Annotated in this window: 13 protein-coding genes; 3 read left to right on the forward strand and 10 right to left on the reverse strand. The window is 71.7% G+C overall.

What is annotated here, in order from left to right; all coding sequences use genetic code 11:
* The first annotated feature begins 97 nt into the window (after nucleotides 1–97).
* Nucleotides 98–832 (forward strand): class I SAM-dependent methyltransferase, encoded by a 735-nt coding sequence (locus MMSR116_RS05010; RefSeq protein ID WP_010685161.1) that lies wholly within the window; start codon nucleotides 98–100, stop codon nucleotides 830–832.
* Between the two features lie 5 nt (nucleotides 833–837).
* Here MMSR116_RS05010 and holA read toward each other — a convergent pair whose 3' ends face one another.
* From holA to MMSR116_RS05055, 9 genes are all read right to left on the reverse strand, one after another.
* On the reverse strand, nucleotides 838–1,869 hold the full coding sequence (holA, locus tag MMSR116_RS05015; protein WP_010685162.1) for a DNA polymerase III subunit delta: 1,032 nt from the start codon (nucleotides 1,867–1,869) through the stop codon (nucleotides 838–840).
* A 2-nt stretch (nucleotides 1,870–1,871) separates the two neighbouring features.
* The gene (lptE, locus tag MMSR116_RS05020) at nucleotides 1,872–2,417 is read right to left on the reverse strand and encodes an LPS assembly lipoprotein LptE (protein WP_039893855.1); all 546 of its coding nucleotides are present in this window, start codon (nucleotides 2,415–2,417) and stop codon (nucleotides 1,872–1,874) included.
* Nucleotides 2,418–2,578: 161 nt separating this feature from the next.
* Nucleotides 2,579–3,535: an AEC family transporter gene (locus MMSR116_RS05025; protein ID WP_010685164.1), complete on the reverse strand. Its 957-nt coding sequence runs from the start codon at nucleotides 3,533–3,535 to the stop codon at nucleotides 2,579–2,581.
* Nucleotides 3,536–3,652: 117 nt separating this feature from the next.
* Nucleotides 3,653–5,911, reverse strand: a complete 2,259-nt coding sequence (locus MMSR116_RS05030; protein WP_010685165.1) for a TonB-dependent siderophore receptor — start codon at nucleotides 5,909–5,911, stop codon at nucleotides 3,653–3,655.
* 133 nt (nucleotides 5,912–6,044) lie between these two features.
* Complete coding sequence (locus MMSR116_RS05035) at nucleotides 6,045–6,908, reverse strand: acid phosphatase (protein ID WP_010685166.1); 864 nt, start codon at nucleotides 6,906–6,908, stop codon at nucleotides 6,045–6,047.
* 169 nt (nucleotides 6,909–7,077) lie between these two features.
* Complete coding sequence (locus MMSR116_RS05040) at nucleotides 7,078–7,932, reverse strand: alpha/beta fold hydrolase (protein WP_010685167.1); 855 nt, start codon at nucleotides 7,930–7,932, stop codon at nucleotides 7,078–7,080.
* A gap of 26 nt (nucleotides 7,933–7,958) precedes the next feature.
* Nucleotides 7,959–8,804: a 2,3,4,5-tetrahydropyridine-2,6-dicarboxylate N-succinyltransferase gene (gene dapD / locus MMSR116_RS05045; RefSeq protein WP_039893858.1), complete on the reverse strand. Its 846-nt coding sequence runs from the start codon at nucleotides 8,802–8,804 to the stop codon at nucleotides 7,959–7,961.
* Nucleotides 8,805–8,945: 141 nt separating this feature from the next.
* Nucleotides 8,946–9,395, reverse strand: a complete 450-nt coding sequence (locus MMSR116_RS05050; protein WP_010685169.1) for a cyclic nucleotide-binding domain-containing protein — start codon at nucleotides 9,393–9,395, stop codon at nucleotides 8,946–8,948.
* Nucleotides 9,396–9,460: 65 nt separating this feature from the next.
* The gene (locus MMSR116_RS05055; protein WP_010685170.1) at nucleotides 9,461–10,147 is read right to left on the reverse strand and encodes a response regulator transcription factor; all 687 of its coding nucleotides are present in this window, start codon (nucleotides 10,145–10,147) and stop codon (nucleotides 9,461–9,463) included.
* 399 nt (nucleotides 10,148–10,546) lie between these two features.
* Here MMSR116_RS05055 and MMSR116_RS05060 point away from each other — a divergent pair, with 399 nt between their 5' ends.
* A complete protein-coding gene (locus MMSR116_RS05060; RefSeq protein WP_010685171.1) occupies nucleotides 10,547–11,113 on the forward strand; it encodes a L,D-transpeptidase family protein in 567 nt (188 codons plus the stop codon).
* A 3-nt stretch (nucleotides 11,114–11,116) separates the two neighbouring features.
* Here MMSR116_RS05060 and MMSR116_RS05065 read toward each other — a convergent pair whose 3' ends face one another.
* Complete coding sequence (locus MMSR116_RS05065) at nucleotides 11,117–11,824, reverse strand: YggS family pyridoxal phosphate-dependent enzyme (protein WP_191991925.1); 708 nt, start codon at nucleotides 11,822–11,824, stop codon at nucleotides 11,117–11,119.
* A gap of 405 nt (nucleotides 11,825–12,229) precedes the next feature.
* Between MMSR116_RS05065 and leuS the strand changes: the two genes are divergently transcribed.
* Complete coding sequence (gene leuS, locus MMSR116_RS05070) at nucleotides 12,230–14,812, forward strand: leucine--tRNA ligase (protein ID WP_010685173.1); 2,583 nt, start codon at nucleotides 12,230–12,232, stop codon at nucleotides 14,810–14,812.
* Nucleotides 14,813–14,861 lie beyond the last annotated feature (49 nt).

Here is a 14,861-nt window from a genome sequence, read left to right on the forward strand (position 1 = left end):
GACCAACGCGGGCCATCCCGGTTGAGCGGCCGTGCCGCTCCACCGGAGGTCGGGACCAGCAGCCCGGTCAGTGCCCCGATGATCGGAGGGACAGATCTTGGCAGAACGGGTCAGCGCCGCGGCGCGGAAGTTCGACGCCGACCGGGCGGGGGAATACGCGCAGCAGAGCCGGATCGCCCTGGCCGGCTACGACGCCTGCCACGAACTCGCCGCCTGCATGCTCGCCGCCGCGCTGGGTCGCGGCACGCCCGCGCGGCTGCTGATCGTCGGTGCGGGCGGCGGGGGGACCGAGATCGTCACCGCGGCGGCCGTTGAGCCCGCGTGGCGCTTCACTGCCGTCGACCCCTCCAGCGCCATGATGGATCTCACCGTCGCTCGGTTGAAGCAGGACGGGCTCCTCGACCGGACCGAGATCGTCTGCGGCCCGCCGGAGGCCCTCCCCCGCGATGCGGCCTACGACGCCGCGACCCTGATCGGCGTGCTGCATCATCTGCCGGGCGACGCGGCGAAGCGGGCGATCCTGCACGCCATTGCCAAGCGCCTGAGGCCGGGGGCGCCCCTGGTGCTGGCCGGCAACCACTACGCGTATGCGAGCCAGCCCCTGCTGCTGGCGGCCTGGGGCGAGCGCTGGCGTCAGCAGGGCGCCGGCGCCGAGGAGATCGAGGCCAAGCGCGGGAAGATCCTGCAGGGCGCCGATCCGCCCCACTCCGAGGAGGCCGTCGCGACCCTGCTGGATGCGGCCGGCTTCGAAGCTCCGACCCGCTTCTTCTCCAGCCTGTTCTGGGGCGCGTGGCTCGCGCGCCGCCGTGCCGGACGCTTCGACGGCGCTTGAGCCCCCTACCGCCGCCGCCGCGCCGCCGCCTCGGCGACGCGCAGCAGCGCCGCGGAGGCGAGCGCGTGGGCGAGGTCCGGCTCGGCCCGCCGGCAGGCGAGAACCGCCTCCTGGAGGGCCGCCACCGCCTGCCGCAGGGTTCCGGCCGGCCAGGCGCCCAGCTGGCCCTCGATGCTGGCCTTGCGCTTGAAATGGAGGCCGCGCCACGTGGCCACCATCAGGGCGGGCGTCTTGTCGGGGTTGTCGAGGCGGGTCGTCAGCAGGGTGAGGGCGTGGCGCAGGGCCGAACCCAGCACGACCCCCGGGTCCAGGCCCTCGTGGCGGAACCGCCGGTAATCCCGCTCCACCGCGTCGCGGCGGCCGTCGAAGGCGGCGTCGATCAGCGTGTTGAGCACGCTGGCCGCCACGTCGCTCGTCACCGCCTCGACGTGGTCGAGGGTGACGGTCCCCTCCCCGGCCGCGTAGAGGGCGAGCTTCTCGATCTCCATCAGGCTGGCCCGGCGGTCGCCGCCGAGGCTGCGGGCCAGAACCTCCCGGGCGGCCCGGTCGATACGCAGGCCGCGCGCCTGCAGGGTGCGTTCGATCAGGTCCGAGAGGGTCCGCTCGTCGTCGGCGTAGCAGGGGATCGCCAGTGCCTTGGCCGAGCGTTCGCAGAGGGTGCGCAGAGGGTTGTTCTTGGCGAGGTCGCCCGCCTCCACGACGATGCGGGCGTCGGCGACCGCGGCCCCCAGCACCGCCTCGACGGCCGGCGCGTAGTTGCGGCTCCCCGGCCGGACCCAGATCGACCGGCGGCCGCCGAACAGGCCCATCGTCCCGGCCTCGTCGCAGAGGCGCCCGGGATCGGAGGCGAGGGCGTCGCCGTCGATCCGCACCAGCGCGAAGGGGTCCGCCGGGTCGGCGACGAAATCCTCGGCGAGCTTGCGGGCGCGCTCGGTCACGAGGCCGGTGTCGGGCCCGTAGACGAGGATCACCGGGATGCGCGGATCGGGCCCGCGCCGGATCAGCCCCTCGATCTCGCCGGCCTTGACGGCGGTCACGCCTAAGGCTTCGTCGAGAGCACGGCGGCGAGGCGGCTCTTGATCTGGTCGGAGAGGACGCTGGCCAGCCGGATCTCGGCATCCCGGGCGGCGCGCTGGCTGGCGAAGCGCTGGACCGAGCGGTCGTAGGTCGCCGTCGAGGTGGCGACCCCCTCGGTGTAGACCTTCGCGCCGCTCATGTCCTCGAGGCTGTATTTGATGTTGGCCACCAGCGTGCCGGCTTCGGCGCGGCCGGTGGTGGTGGAGACGAGCGGCGTCTGCACGATCTCGGAGCCCGCGAGCTTCAGGCGGTAGCGCTTGGTCGCCGGCTGGCCCGACCCGTCGAGGTCGAAGACGAGTTCGCTGCGCAGGTAGTGCCCGAGCCGCTCCTGGCCCTGAGCCATGGCAACCTCGTCGACCTGGACGGAGGCGAGCAGCGCCTGGACGGACTCGCCGGACGCCGTCGGCCCGTAGAGCGGCCGGAAACAGGCCGAGAGGCTCAAGCCCAGGCTGGCCACGCAGGCGAGGCGAGCGATCCGCCCCGCAATCGATACGCCCGAACTCACCATCGCGCCGCTGTTCCACCCCGCTTCGCCGGTTCGTTCTAGCGCGGACACGGCGTGCCGCGCCACGATGCTAGAGACCAACCGTTACGATTCCCTGTCGCGCGTCCTCGTTGCGCGTCCTCTGCGGCAAGAGCGTGGTCGCGCGGTTTCGGAATGTCACGGCTCTAGCCGATCGCCGCCAGGTAGGCCGAGACCGTGATGACCGCCAGCACCGTGGAGACCAGCACCACCGTGGCGGTCAGGTCGGCCTCGCGCCGGTAGAACTCCGCCAGCATGAACGGCCCGGTGCCGGTGGGGAGCGCGGCCATGAGCACCGCCGTGTGCAGCAGGAGCGGCGGCAGGTCGAACAGGGAGCGGCCGAGCCCGTAGACCAGGAGCGGGTGGCCGGCCAGCTTCAGACCGACCAGGAGGGCCGCGACCCGCCCCTGCCCGGCCTGGGGCCGGCGCTCCTGGGCCAGGAACAGGCCGAGCGCCACCAGGGCGCAGGGCGCGGCCGCGCCGCCGAGGAGCTTCAGGAAGGTCTCGGCGGCGGCCGGCAGCGCCAGCCCCGCGGCGGGCACCAGGGCACCCAGCGCCGGCGCCACGAGGAGCGGGTTGCGCACCAGGGAGCGGCCGACCGCGCGCCAGACGGGCACGCGCGGCCCGGTCCGGCCGGTTGCTGCCGCCTCCCGCCGGAGCCCCGTCTCGATCAGCACGATCGCCACCGCGAACACACCGCAGACCGTGATGATGGCCGCCACCGTGGTGGGCGCCAGGGCCTCCGGCCCGAAGGCGACGAGCGCCAGGGGAAATCCCATGAAGCCGCAATTGGCGTAGCCGGCGTTGAGCCCGTCCACGGCGGCGTCCGCCAGCGGGCGCCCCTGCCCCCGCCGGATCAGCACGGTGAGCGCGAAGATCGCGAGGCTGCCGAGGCCGAAGGCGCCGATGAAGCCGGGCTTCCAGATGGTGCTCCAATGGGCGTGGGCGGTGACGTCGAACAGGAGCGCCGGCAGCGCCAGGAACACCACGAAGCGGTTGAGTTCGGTGGTGGCGGCGGCGCCGAGCACGCCGATCCGCCGGGCGAGCCAGCCGGCGAAGATCAGCGCGAAGATCGGCAGCACGACCAGCAGGGTCGAGAGCATGGCGGGTCCGGGACGGAGGACGATGCTCCGGCCTTAGGACGATCCCCGCGCCGATCTCCAGTGCCGGAGGCGGGGGCCTGCCATGTTGCTGGTCCCGCCCCCTACCCTTCCGGCTGCCTACCAGCGGTAGATCAGGCTGCCGATCACCGTGGCGGGGGCACCGCGGTAGCAGAAGCCGGCCTGGCAGTTGTAGTAATCGCGATCGAAGATGTTGAACGCGTTGATCTGCGCCCGGAAGCCTTTGTACTTCGGGTCGAGGGCGGCGAAATCATAGGCCACGAGGGCGTCGAACAGCGTCACGGTCGGGTTGCGCACCGTGTTCTCGTCGTCGGCGAAGTTGTTGGCGTTGAACCGGATGCCGCCGCCGATCGTCAGGCCGCGCAGGGCCGAGGAGGGCGGGAACAGGTAGGTCAGGAAGGACGCGAACGTGTCCCCCGGGATGCCCGAGAGCTGATTCCCGTCGATCGCCGCGCCGGTCACCGCGGAGGTCTGCCGGACGAACCGGAAGTCGAGATGCGTGTAGGCGACCGTCAGGTTGGTGCCCGGCGCGAAGTTCGCCGTCGCCTCCATCTCGAAGCCGCGGGAATTCACCGCGCCGGTCGCCACCTGGTTGGCGAAGTTCGTGGGGTCCTGGCGCAAGATGCTGGTCTGGTTGATGTCGAAGCCCGCGATCGCCGCGCTGATGTTGGTGCCGGGGATCAGGTACTTCACGCCCGCCTCGATCTGATCGCCGGTGGCGGGCCGGTACGGGCGGCCGGTGACGGTGTTGACGCCGACCTGCGGCGTGAAGGTCGTGGCGTAGCTCGCGTAGGGCACGAGGCCGGGGGCCAGCTCGTAGTTCAGGCCGGCGCGGTACGTGAAGGCGCTGTCGTTCTGGCTCTGCGGGCCGGCGATCACGCCCCGGGTGTTGCTCGCCGTGTCGGAGGCGACCCAGTCCTGGCGTCCCGTCAGCGTCAGCACGAACTGACCCCACTTGGCCTGTTCCTGGATGTAGAGGCCGACCTGGTCCTGCGCCTGCCGCGAGGTGCGGTCGATGCTCGGCCGGGCGATCGGCTGGCGGCCGTAGTTCAGCGTGAGCAGGTTGAGGTCGGGCGCCACGCCGAAGCCGGCGAGGCTCGAGAAATCGTAGTGGTAGTAGTCGATTCCGGCGAGCAGCGTGTGGGCCACCGGCCCGGTCCGGACATGGCCCTCGAGCTGCGTGTCCACCGCGACGGAGGCCAGCGACTGCTTGAACAGGCCGGTGGAGCGCTGCGCGCTGAGGCCGGTTACCGAATCGACCTGCGTGTACGAGAAGTTGGCGTCGACCCCGGTGTAGCGGAAGTTCTGCCGGACAATCAGGTCCGGCGTGAAGACGTGCTCGAAGGCGTAACCGATCCGGTGCTGGTCGGTCCGGTAGGTGTTGAGCGCGCCGTCGCCCGAGTAGATCCGCGACACCCGGAAGCCCGGGAAGTTGTAGAAGCTCGCGTTGCCCGGGACGTTCGATTCCTGGAACTCGGTCAGCAGCGTGAAGGTGGTGTCGCTCGAGGGCCGCCACGTGAAGGCGGGGGCGATGGTGAACCGGTCGTCCCGGACGCCCGGGCCCGGCAGGAACGTGTCGGACTGGCGGGCGACGCCGGTGAGCCGGAAGGCCATGGTGCCGTCCGAGCCCTCGACCGGGCCGCCGAGGTCGAAATTGCCCTGGTAGCGGTCGAAGCTGCCGCCCTGGAACCAGACCTCGCCGAAGGGCGCGAAGACCGGGCGCTTGCTGGTCACGTCGACGATGCCGCCCGGCGAGCCGAGGCCGTAGAGCCCGCTGGCCGGACCGCGCAGGATCGTCAGGGCTTCCGCGCCGTAGGGCTCGATGCGCGGCACCGCGAAGCCGACGCCGGTCTGGCGCAGGCCGTCGCGGAAGATGCCGTCGTAGGTCTCGGCGAAGCCGCGGATGTAGAAGGAATCGGCCCGCGGATCGAAACCGAACACGTTGCTCGCCACGCCCGGCGTGTAGGCGAGGGCCTCGTTGAGGCTCTGGACGTTGCGGTCATTGAGCTGCTCGCGGGTGACCACCGAGACCGATTGCGGCGTCTCGATCAGCGGCGTGTTGGTCTTGGTCGCGGTGGGGCTGACGCGGGCGACGTAGCCGGTGACGCCCGAGGGGCCGCCCCCGCCGCCGCTCGTCGCCGAACTGTTGCCGCCGCCCCCGCTCACGTTCGCGCCGCCGGTCCCGGCACCGGCCACCGGCGCCGCCGCCGGGCGGCTCGCCTCGACGGAGATCTCGTTGAGCTGCACGGCCGCACCTTGTGCGGCGGCACCCTGCGCGGCGGCCGCGCCGACGAGGGCGACGCCGGTCAAGGCGGTGCTGGCGAGAAGCAGACCAATCCGGACGGAACTGAGTGACATCGGAGACCCCGAACGCGCTCAAACTCAGGCGCGGTACGGAGCCCACGTTCAACCGGTCACGGCCTCGCGATCAAGCCGAATTCGTGTTGTAAATCACACACTTAGAAGACTTCAAATCTGGAATCGTTCGAGGCTAGAAATCCAGCGGCGGCTCGCGCAGGGCGTTGGCCTCGCGGGTGCAGACGGCCTGATCGGGGGCCGCCCCGGCCCCGGCCAGGGCGGCGCGGAGTTCGGCGCGGGCCTTTTCCAGGTCGGCGCGGAAGGTCGGGTCGCCCATCAGGGCCGCGAAGACCGCGGTGCCGGTGAGGCGTCCCGCCACGACGTCGCTGAGCCAGTGCACGCCGCACACCACCCGGCTCTCGCCGTAGGCCCGCCCGCGGACCAGGATCGGGGTCGCCTTCTCGGGCACCAGGGCCGCCAGGATCAGCGCGTAGGCCCATCCCTGCGTCGCGTGGCCCGACGGGTAGCTGAAGCTGTCGGCCAGCGCCTGGGTCCGCTGCACGCAGATCGGCGCCTCGTTGCCCACGAAGGGTCGAAGGCGGCGATAGTGGACCTTCGGTCCCCGCGTCGCCCGGGCGAGATCGAGGCGGGCGCGCTCCAGCAGGTTGATCACCGCCGGGACCCGGGCCTGGTCGATGCGGGTGCCGAGCACGCAGGCGAAGTTCTCCAGCACCGCGGCGGCCCCCTCGGAGACGTCGTTGGCGGCGATGTCCCAGCGGGGGCTGCCCTTGAGGGCGCGGGTGTTGGCGAAGGCGGCCCGGTCCGCCTTGTCGAGGGGCGCGTCGTGGGCGGGCGGCGGCAGGAGGATCTGGATCCCGTCGGGGACCGCGGCGTCGGCCAGGTAGGGCTTCACGGCCGGCTTGCCGGGCTTGAGCGTGTCGGAGCCGAGGGACGGGGCGGCCGCGTCCGGCGGGGGAGGGCGGGGCGTCTCCTCGGCGCGGGCGGGCACGGCGGCGAGAAGCACGGCGAGAATCGGCGGGGTCAGGGTGCGGAGCATCGGATCCGTGGTTGGCTCGGATGGAATCTGCGGGCCGCTCCCGCTGCCGAACGAACGTCCCGACCGGCCGCCTCAGTCCCTGCACAGCCGCCCCGATCTGTCCAGGGGCGCGCCCCGCCGTCGATCCGGGCCGCCGGAGCATCGACCCGGCACCCTGCGCCGGCCGCCCTCAGCCCGCCCGGATCGCGGCCGCGACCGCCTGCGGATGCTCCTCGTGAGGGCTCAGGGCACCGGGAATCGCGGCGCCGGTCACCCGGCCGCTCGCGATCAGGGCGTCCATCTCGGCCCCGGAGCGGCGCGGGGCGCCCGCGGGCCGCAGCACCAGGGTCGGCGGCAGGGGGCCGCCGAACAGGTCGAGGAACGCCTCCCGGCTCCCGACCGGGTCGAGGCCGCCGGTGACGAAGGCGGCGGTGCCGAACCGGCTGTTGCGCTGGCGGGTGATCGCGTGCTTCCCCCGGATCAGGTCCGGGGTCACCCGGGCCGAATCGGCGTAGACGTGGGCGCGCATCATCCGGCCGATGATCGGCGGGCTGATGTTGATCCGGTACAGGGCCTCGCCGAGGATCGGCGCCTCCACGGCCCGGCGGATGCGCGGGAACCAGTGGGCCCGGCCCGGCATCGCGGTGGGCAGTGGCCCCCGCCAGGTCGGCGCCACCAGGACGAGCCGCGCGAAGGCTTGCGGATGGCGCCGCGCCGCCGCCACGAGGTAGCCCGCCGCGTGGCCGGCCGCGACCCCGAGGGCGTAGGGGCCCGGAGCGGCTTCGAGCAGCGCGTCCAGGTAGGCGTGGAACGTCTCCGGGGCCAGCGGCACCCGCACCCGGGGATGGGCGCCGAAACCCGGCCAGTCGGGGATGCGGCAGCGGTAATCCGAGCCGAGCGCCCGGGCGAGGCCTTCCATCTCGGCACGCGCCGAGATGGTCGACAGGGCCGGGAGCAGCAGCGCGTCCCTGCCCTGCCCGATCACGTCGCAGGGGGTCGGCACCGGCCGGCCCGCCACCGTGAGGTTCAGCGCCTGCGTCTCCATGGGGCCGCCCTCGAGTCCCGGACGAATCAGGTGCGGAGCAGCTCGTTGATGGCGGTCTTCGACCGGGTGCCGGCATCGACGCGCTTGACGATCACCGCGCAGTACAGGCCCGGACCGGGCGAGCCGTCCGGCAGGGCCTTGCCGGGCATCGTGCCGGACACGACCACCGAGTAGGGCGGCACGCGGCCGTACATCACCTCGCCGGTGGTGCGGTCCACGATCTTGGTGGAGGCCCCGATATAGACGCCCATCGACAGGACGCTGCCCTGGCCGACGATCACGCCCTCGGCCACCTCGGCGCGGGCGCCGATGAAGCAATCGTCCTCGATGATCACCGGGTTGGCCTGGAGCGGCTCCAGCACGCCCGCGATGCCGGCGCCGCCCGAGATGTGGCAGTTCTTCCCCACCTGCGCGCAGGAGCCGATCGTCACCCAGGTGTCGACCATGGTGCCCTCGCCGACATGGGCGCCGAGATTGACGAAGCTCGGCATCAGCACGGCGCCCGGCGCGATGTAGGAGCCGCGACGGACGAAGCAGCCCGGCACCGCGCGCAGACCCGCGGCCCGGAATTCGGCCTCGCCCCAGCCGGCGAACTTGGAGGCGACCTTGTCCCACCAGGGAGCGCCGCCGGGGCCGCCCTCGATCGTCGCCATGTCGTTGAGGCGGAAGGAGAGCAGCACCGCCTTCTTGAGCCACTGGTTGACCACCCAGTCGTGGTTGCCGCTCTTCTCGGCGACGCGGGCCTTGCCCGAATCGAGCAGGTCCAGGGCCGCCTCGACGGCCTCGCGCACCGCGCCCTTCGTGGCGGTCGAGACGTTCGCGCGGTCCTCCCAGGCGGCTTCGATGGTCTGGGCGAGATCGGAATGGGGCATGCCGGCCTGAGACGGGGAGGGCTGAGACATGGAGATCTGGACAACTCGTGCGACGGGAGCCCGTGCTTACAAGCGGGGCTCGGGCCTGTCACCTGAGGGGAGGGGAGGGGACGGCGCAGGCGGCGCGCACCGCCGTCATCCTCACGCGTCGTCGAGCAGAACCCGCACGCGGTCGAGATCGGTCACGAACGCCGCGAGATCCTCCGCCAGCGTGGCGTGGACCGCCTGCGCAGCCTCCGGAAATTCCTCCAGGACGCGGCGCATCAGAGTCGGGGTGATGCGCATGACTTCCGCGGGGCCCTCGGCCCGGGCCTGCGTGGGTCGCGTGCCGCGCACGAACAGGGCGAGCTGCCCGATCACCGCGGACCGGCCGGCCCGCACCGGCTCGCCGCCGTGGCGCGGGGTCAGCCGGATCGTGCCGGACAGGACCACGAAGCCGCCATCCGCGGCGTCGCCGCGGTCGAACAGGAGGTCGCCGTCGGCGAGTTCGCGCCGCTCGGCCGCGAAGGTCAGCAGGCGCAGGGCATCACGGTCGAGGAAGCCGAATACCGGCGCGGCGGCGAGGATCGCGATGTCGTCGTCGAGCCCCAAGGAACCGCCCCATCAACCCTGCCGACCGGGATTGCAGGATCGATTACACGCAAAAACCGGAACAGTCAGGGCAGCAATTTATATCCGCCACCCTCGGTGACGAGGATCGCCGCGGTGGCGGGGTTCGGCTCGATCTTCTGGCGCAGCCGGTAGATATGCGTCTCCAGCGTGTGGGTGGTGACGTGGGCGTTGTAGCCCCAGACCTCGGCGAGCAGGGTGTCGCGGTTCACCACGGCGCGCCCCGCCCGGTAGAGGAAGCGCAGGATCGCGGTCTCCTTCTCCGTGAGCTTCAGCTTCGAGCCGCGCTCGCCGACCAGCAGCTTGGCGCCGGGCCGGAACGTGTAGGGGCCGATCTGGAACACCGCGTCCTCGGAGGCCTCGTGGCTGCGCAGGTGCGCGCGGATCCGGGCCAGCAGGATGCCGAACTTGAACGGCTTGGTGACGTAGTCGTTGGCGCCGGCCTCCAGGCCCTCGACATGGTCGGCCTCGGAATCCTGCGCGGTCAGCATGATCACCGGGCCGCGGAAGCCGCCGGCCCGCATCCGGCGCACGGCCTCGCGCCCGTCGAGGTCGGGCAGGCCGACATCCATCACGGCGAGGTCGATGCGCTCCGAAGCGACCCGCCGGATCGCGTCCGCGGCGTTCGCTTCCGTGAACACCGAGAATTCCTCGCAGAGATCCAGCTGCTCGGTGAGGGTGTCGCGCAGGATCGCGTCGTCGTCGCAGATCAGCAGGCGGTAGGCGTTCGACATCGTCCGGGTCCCAGAGCAAGCTGCGGGAAGGGGAGGGCCGCCTTCCGGTCGCAGCGTGCGATGACTAAATCTCGGCAGGATCGCGCGCGGCGACTCTGCCGAGGCTTTTGTTTCCGCATCATTGTTCAGGCCGGACGCTGAACGCGCGGCGAACGAGGTTGCGGCGGCGGACTGGACGGGACCGGGATCCGGAGGCGTCGATCCCTCCGCCCAGGCGGTGGGTGGGTTCGCTCCCTGATCCCGACTCGGCGGTCCGGTTTCCGGCTAAGGATAGGGCAACGTTTGTGGCTGGAAATTGCCTTGTGCGCAATTGTTCACCGGTTTTGCTACGCGCTTCCGGTCCTGAGAGGCGCCACCCGGCCTCGGCGGCCCGGTGAGGACGAATAGCGGAGGGGTTGCGTGCGTCGACGGCAGAGTGAGCATCCCGAACCGATCCGTCAGACGCTGGGCGAGATCCGCGTGCGGGCGCTGGTCGGAGACCGGCGACGCGGGCAACTCCTGGTCGGCACGGCTGTGATTCCCTGCGCCCTCGGGGCCGGCGGCATCGTCGGCGACAAGCGCGAGGGCGACGGCGGCTCGCCGCGGGGACGCTTCCGCCTGCGGGGCGGCGCCTACCGGCCCGACCATCTCGGGATCCGTCCGCGCACGGCGCTGCCGCTCCGGGCGACCCGTCCCGATGACGGCTGGTGCGACGACCGGCGCCACCGCCGCTACAACCAACCGATCCGCCTGCCGGCTCCGGGGGTGAGCGCCGAGGCGATGTGGCGGGGCGACGGGCTGTACGACGTGGTGATCGACCTCGACTACAACCGCGCCCCGATCCGGAAGGGGCGGGGCTCGGCGATCTTCCTGCATGTCGCCCGGGAGGGCTACCGCCCGACGGAGGGCTGCGTCGCCCTGGCCCGGGCCGATCTGCTGCGGCTGCTCCGCCGGCTCGGACCGCGGACGCATCTGCGGATCGGGTGAGGCTCACGCCTTCCGGGTTCGCGCCCCGAAGATCGCCGTCCCGACCCGGACATGGGTGGCACCGAGCTGGATCGCGGCCGGAAAATCCGCGCTCATGCCCATGGAGAGGATCGGCAGGTTGTGCGCCTTCGCGAGCCGGGCCAGCAGGGCGAAGTGGGCGGAGGGCGGATCCTCGGCCGGCGGGATGCACATCAGCCCCTGGATCGCCAGGCCGTGGGTCTCGCGACACTCGGACAGCAGGGTGTCGAGCTGGTCGGGCAGAACCCCGCCCTTCTGCGGCTCCGCGCCGGTGTTGACCTGGATCAGCAGCTTCGGCGTCCGGCTGGACCGGTCGATTTCCTTGGCGAGCGCCGCCGCCAGCGACAGGCGGTCCAGGGAGTGGATCACGTCGAACAGCGCCACCGCCTCCCGCGCCTTGTTGGATTGCAGCGGGCCGACGAGGTGCAGCTCCACATCCGGATAGCGGGCCCGCAGGTCCGGCCACTTCGCGGTGGATTCCTGGACGTAGTTCTCGCCGAAGACCCGCTGTCCGGCCTTGAGCGCCGGCAGGATGCCGTCGGCCGGCACGGTCTTGGAGACCGCGACGAGCTGCACCGAGGCGGGGTCGCGCTCGGAATCCTCGGCCGCCCGGGCGATGGCGGCCCGCACCTCGGCGAGGCCGGCGGCGACGTCGGCCTGCCCCACCGGGGGCTTCTCAGTCCTGTGACCCATCCCGTCGGTCGGGAGGGCGTTCGTGTCGGTGGTCGCATCGTCCATGGCGTGCCTGTCCTGTCGCTGCCGGGCGCCGGATTGCGCGACGGTCATCCCGTCCAACCGCCTCATCCTGCGGTGCCGGAGCGGCGCGGAGGCCTCGGAGGAGCCCTCCGGACACCACTGCGATCCCTGGAGCCCTCCTTCGAGGCGGCTTCGCCGCACCTCAGGATGAGGGGTGGATGGGATGACCCCGCGGTTGAGTCCGCGTCGTGTACCGTTCCTGCCGACCTATGCGCTCGCGCGCCCCGCGCAAGTCCGAATCGCGCCCGCCGTTGACCGGCTCCGGCGCAGATATGCTATCGCGGCGCGACCGTGCCGCGGCCGTTTCCCGAACACCGTCGAGCCTCTGACCTCATCGGATCCATGACCAGCACCGCCCCCCAGCCCGTCGAGCGCTACAACGCCAAGGATGCCGAGCCGCGCTGGCAGGAAGCCTGGGCCGAGCAGCGCCTGTTCGAGACCGACAATTCCGATTCGCGCCCGAAATACTACGTGCTGGAGATGTTCCCCTACCCGTCGGGGCGCATCCACATGGGCCATGTCCGCAACTACGCGATGGGCGACGTGGTCGCCCGCTACAAGCGCGCCCGCGGCTTCAACGTGCTGCACCCGATGGGCTGGGACGCGTTCGGCCTGCCGGCCGAGAACGCCGCCATGGAGCGCAAGGTCAACCCGCGGGACTGGACCTACGCCAACATCGCGTCGATGCGCGACCAGCTGAAGGCCATGGGCCTGTCGCTCGACTGGAGCCGGGAGATCGCGACCTGCGACCCCGACTACTACAAGCACCAGCAGCGCATGTTCCTGGACTTCCTGGAGAAGGGCCTGGTCACTCGCCGTACCGCCAAGGTGAACTGGGACCCGGTGGACCACACGGTGCTGGCCAACGAGCAGGTGATCGACGGGCGCGGCTGGCGCTCGGGCGCGCTCGTGGAACAGCGCGAGCTGACCCAGTGGTTCTTCAAGATCACCGACTTTGCCGAGGATCTGCTGACCGCCCTCGACGGTCTGGACCGCTGGCCGGACAAGGTCCGGCTGATGCAGAAGAACTGGATCGGCCGCTCGGAGGGTCTGGAGGTCCGGTTCGCCCTGGCGCGGCCGGTGGCCGGCGCCGGTGATTCGGTCACCGTCTACACGACCCGGCCCGACACGCTGTACGGCGCCAAGTTCCTGGCGATCGCGGCCGACCATCCCCTGGCGGCCGCTCTGGCCGTGGGCAGGCCGGACCTGCAGACCTTCATCGAGGAGTGCCGCCGCACCGGCACCGCCCAGGCCGCGATCGACACCGCCGAGAAGCACGGCTTCGACACCGGCCTGACCGTCCGCCACCCCCTGGACCCGTCCTGGGAGCTGCCGGTCTACGTGGCGAACTTCGTGCTGATGGAATACGGCACCGGCGCGGTGTTCGGCTGCCCGGCCCACGACCAGCGCGACCTCGATTTCGCGAACAAGTACGGGCTGGGCAACACGCCCGTCGTCTGCCCCGAGGGCCAGGACCCGGCGGCCTTCGTCGTCACCGACACCGCCTATGTCGAGGACGGGCGGATGATCAACTCGCGCTTCCTCGACGGGATGAGCACGGCGGAGGCCTTCGAGGCCGTGGCCCGGCGGCTGGAAGGCGAGGGGATCGCGACCCGCAAGGTGCAGTTCCGCCTGCGCGACTGGGGCGTCTCGCGCCAGCGCTACTGGGGCTGCCCGATCCCGATCATCCACTGCGAGTCCTGCGGCCCGGTCCCCGTGCCGGTGGCGGAGCTGCCGGTGCGGCTGCCGGAGGAGGTCTCCTTCGAGCAGCCCGGCAACCCGCTGGAGCGCGACGCCGCGTGGCGGAACGTGCCCTGCCCGCATTGCGGCGCGCCGGCCCGGCGCGAGACCGACACGATGGACACGTTCGTCGATTCGTCCTGGTACTACGCCCGCTTCACCGCGCCCTGGCTGGCGGACGCCCCCACCGACCGGGCGGTGGTCGACCGCTGGCTGGCGGTGGACCAGTATATCGGCGGCATCGAGCACGCGATCCTGCACCTGCTCTACGCGCGGTTCTTCATGCGCGCCATGTGCGAGACCGGCTGGGCCGGCACGCCTGAGCCCTTCGCGGGCCTGTTCACGCAGGGCATGGTCGTCCACGAGACCTACAAGGACGCCGCCGGCGCCTGGGTGCCCCCGGCCGAGGTCCGGATCACCGCCGAGGAGGGCGAGCGCCGCGCGTTTCACGTGAAAACTCAGGCGCCGGTCGCCATCGGCCCGATCGAGAAGATGTCGAAGTCGAAGAAGAACGTGGTCGACCCCGACGACATCATCGCGAGCTACGGGGCCGACACGGCACGCTGGTTCATGCTGTCCGACTCGCCGCCCGAGCGCGACGTGATCTGGACCGAGGAGGGCGTGCAGGGCGCAGCCCGCTTCGTCCAGAAGGTCTGGCGGCTGGTGAACGCTGCCGGGCAGGCGACCGGCGACGGCGCCGCGGACCTCGCCCTGCGCAAGGCCGCCCACCGGGCGCTGGCCTCCGTGCAGGACGATATCGAGCGCCTGCGCTTCAACCGCTGCGTGGCCCATATCTACACCCTGGCCAACGCCCTGGAGGAGGGCCTGCGCGGCCCGGTCTCGCCGGCGGCTGCCAAGGAAGCGGCCGGGATCCTGGTGCAGCTCATCGCGCCGATGATGCCGCATCTGGCGGAAGAGTGCTGGGCCGTGCTGGGGCGCCCGGGCCTCGTCGCCCAGGCCCCCTGGCCGGAGGCGGAGGCCGGCCTCCTCGTCGAGGACGAGATCACCCTGCCGGTCCAGATCAACGGCAAGAAGCGCGCGGACGTCACCGTGAAGCGGGACGCCGACGCCCAGGCCGTGGAGGCCGCCACCCTGGCGCTGGAGGCGGTGCAGACGATCCTGGAGGGGCGGGCGCCCCGCAAGGTGATCGTGGTGCCGGGGCGGATCGTGAACCTGGTGGTGTGAAGCGTCCGGGTCGATTCGGAGAGCCGTTTTAGAGAGCGACCCGCCAACC

Origin of the sequence: Methylobacterium mesophilicum SR1.6/6 (genome assembly GCF_000364445.2) — a bacterium.
GTDB lineage: Bacteria > Pseudomonadota > Alphaproteobacteria > Rhizobiales > Beijerinckiaceae > Methylobacterium > Methylobacterium mesophilicum_A.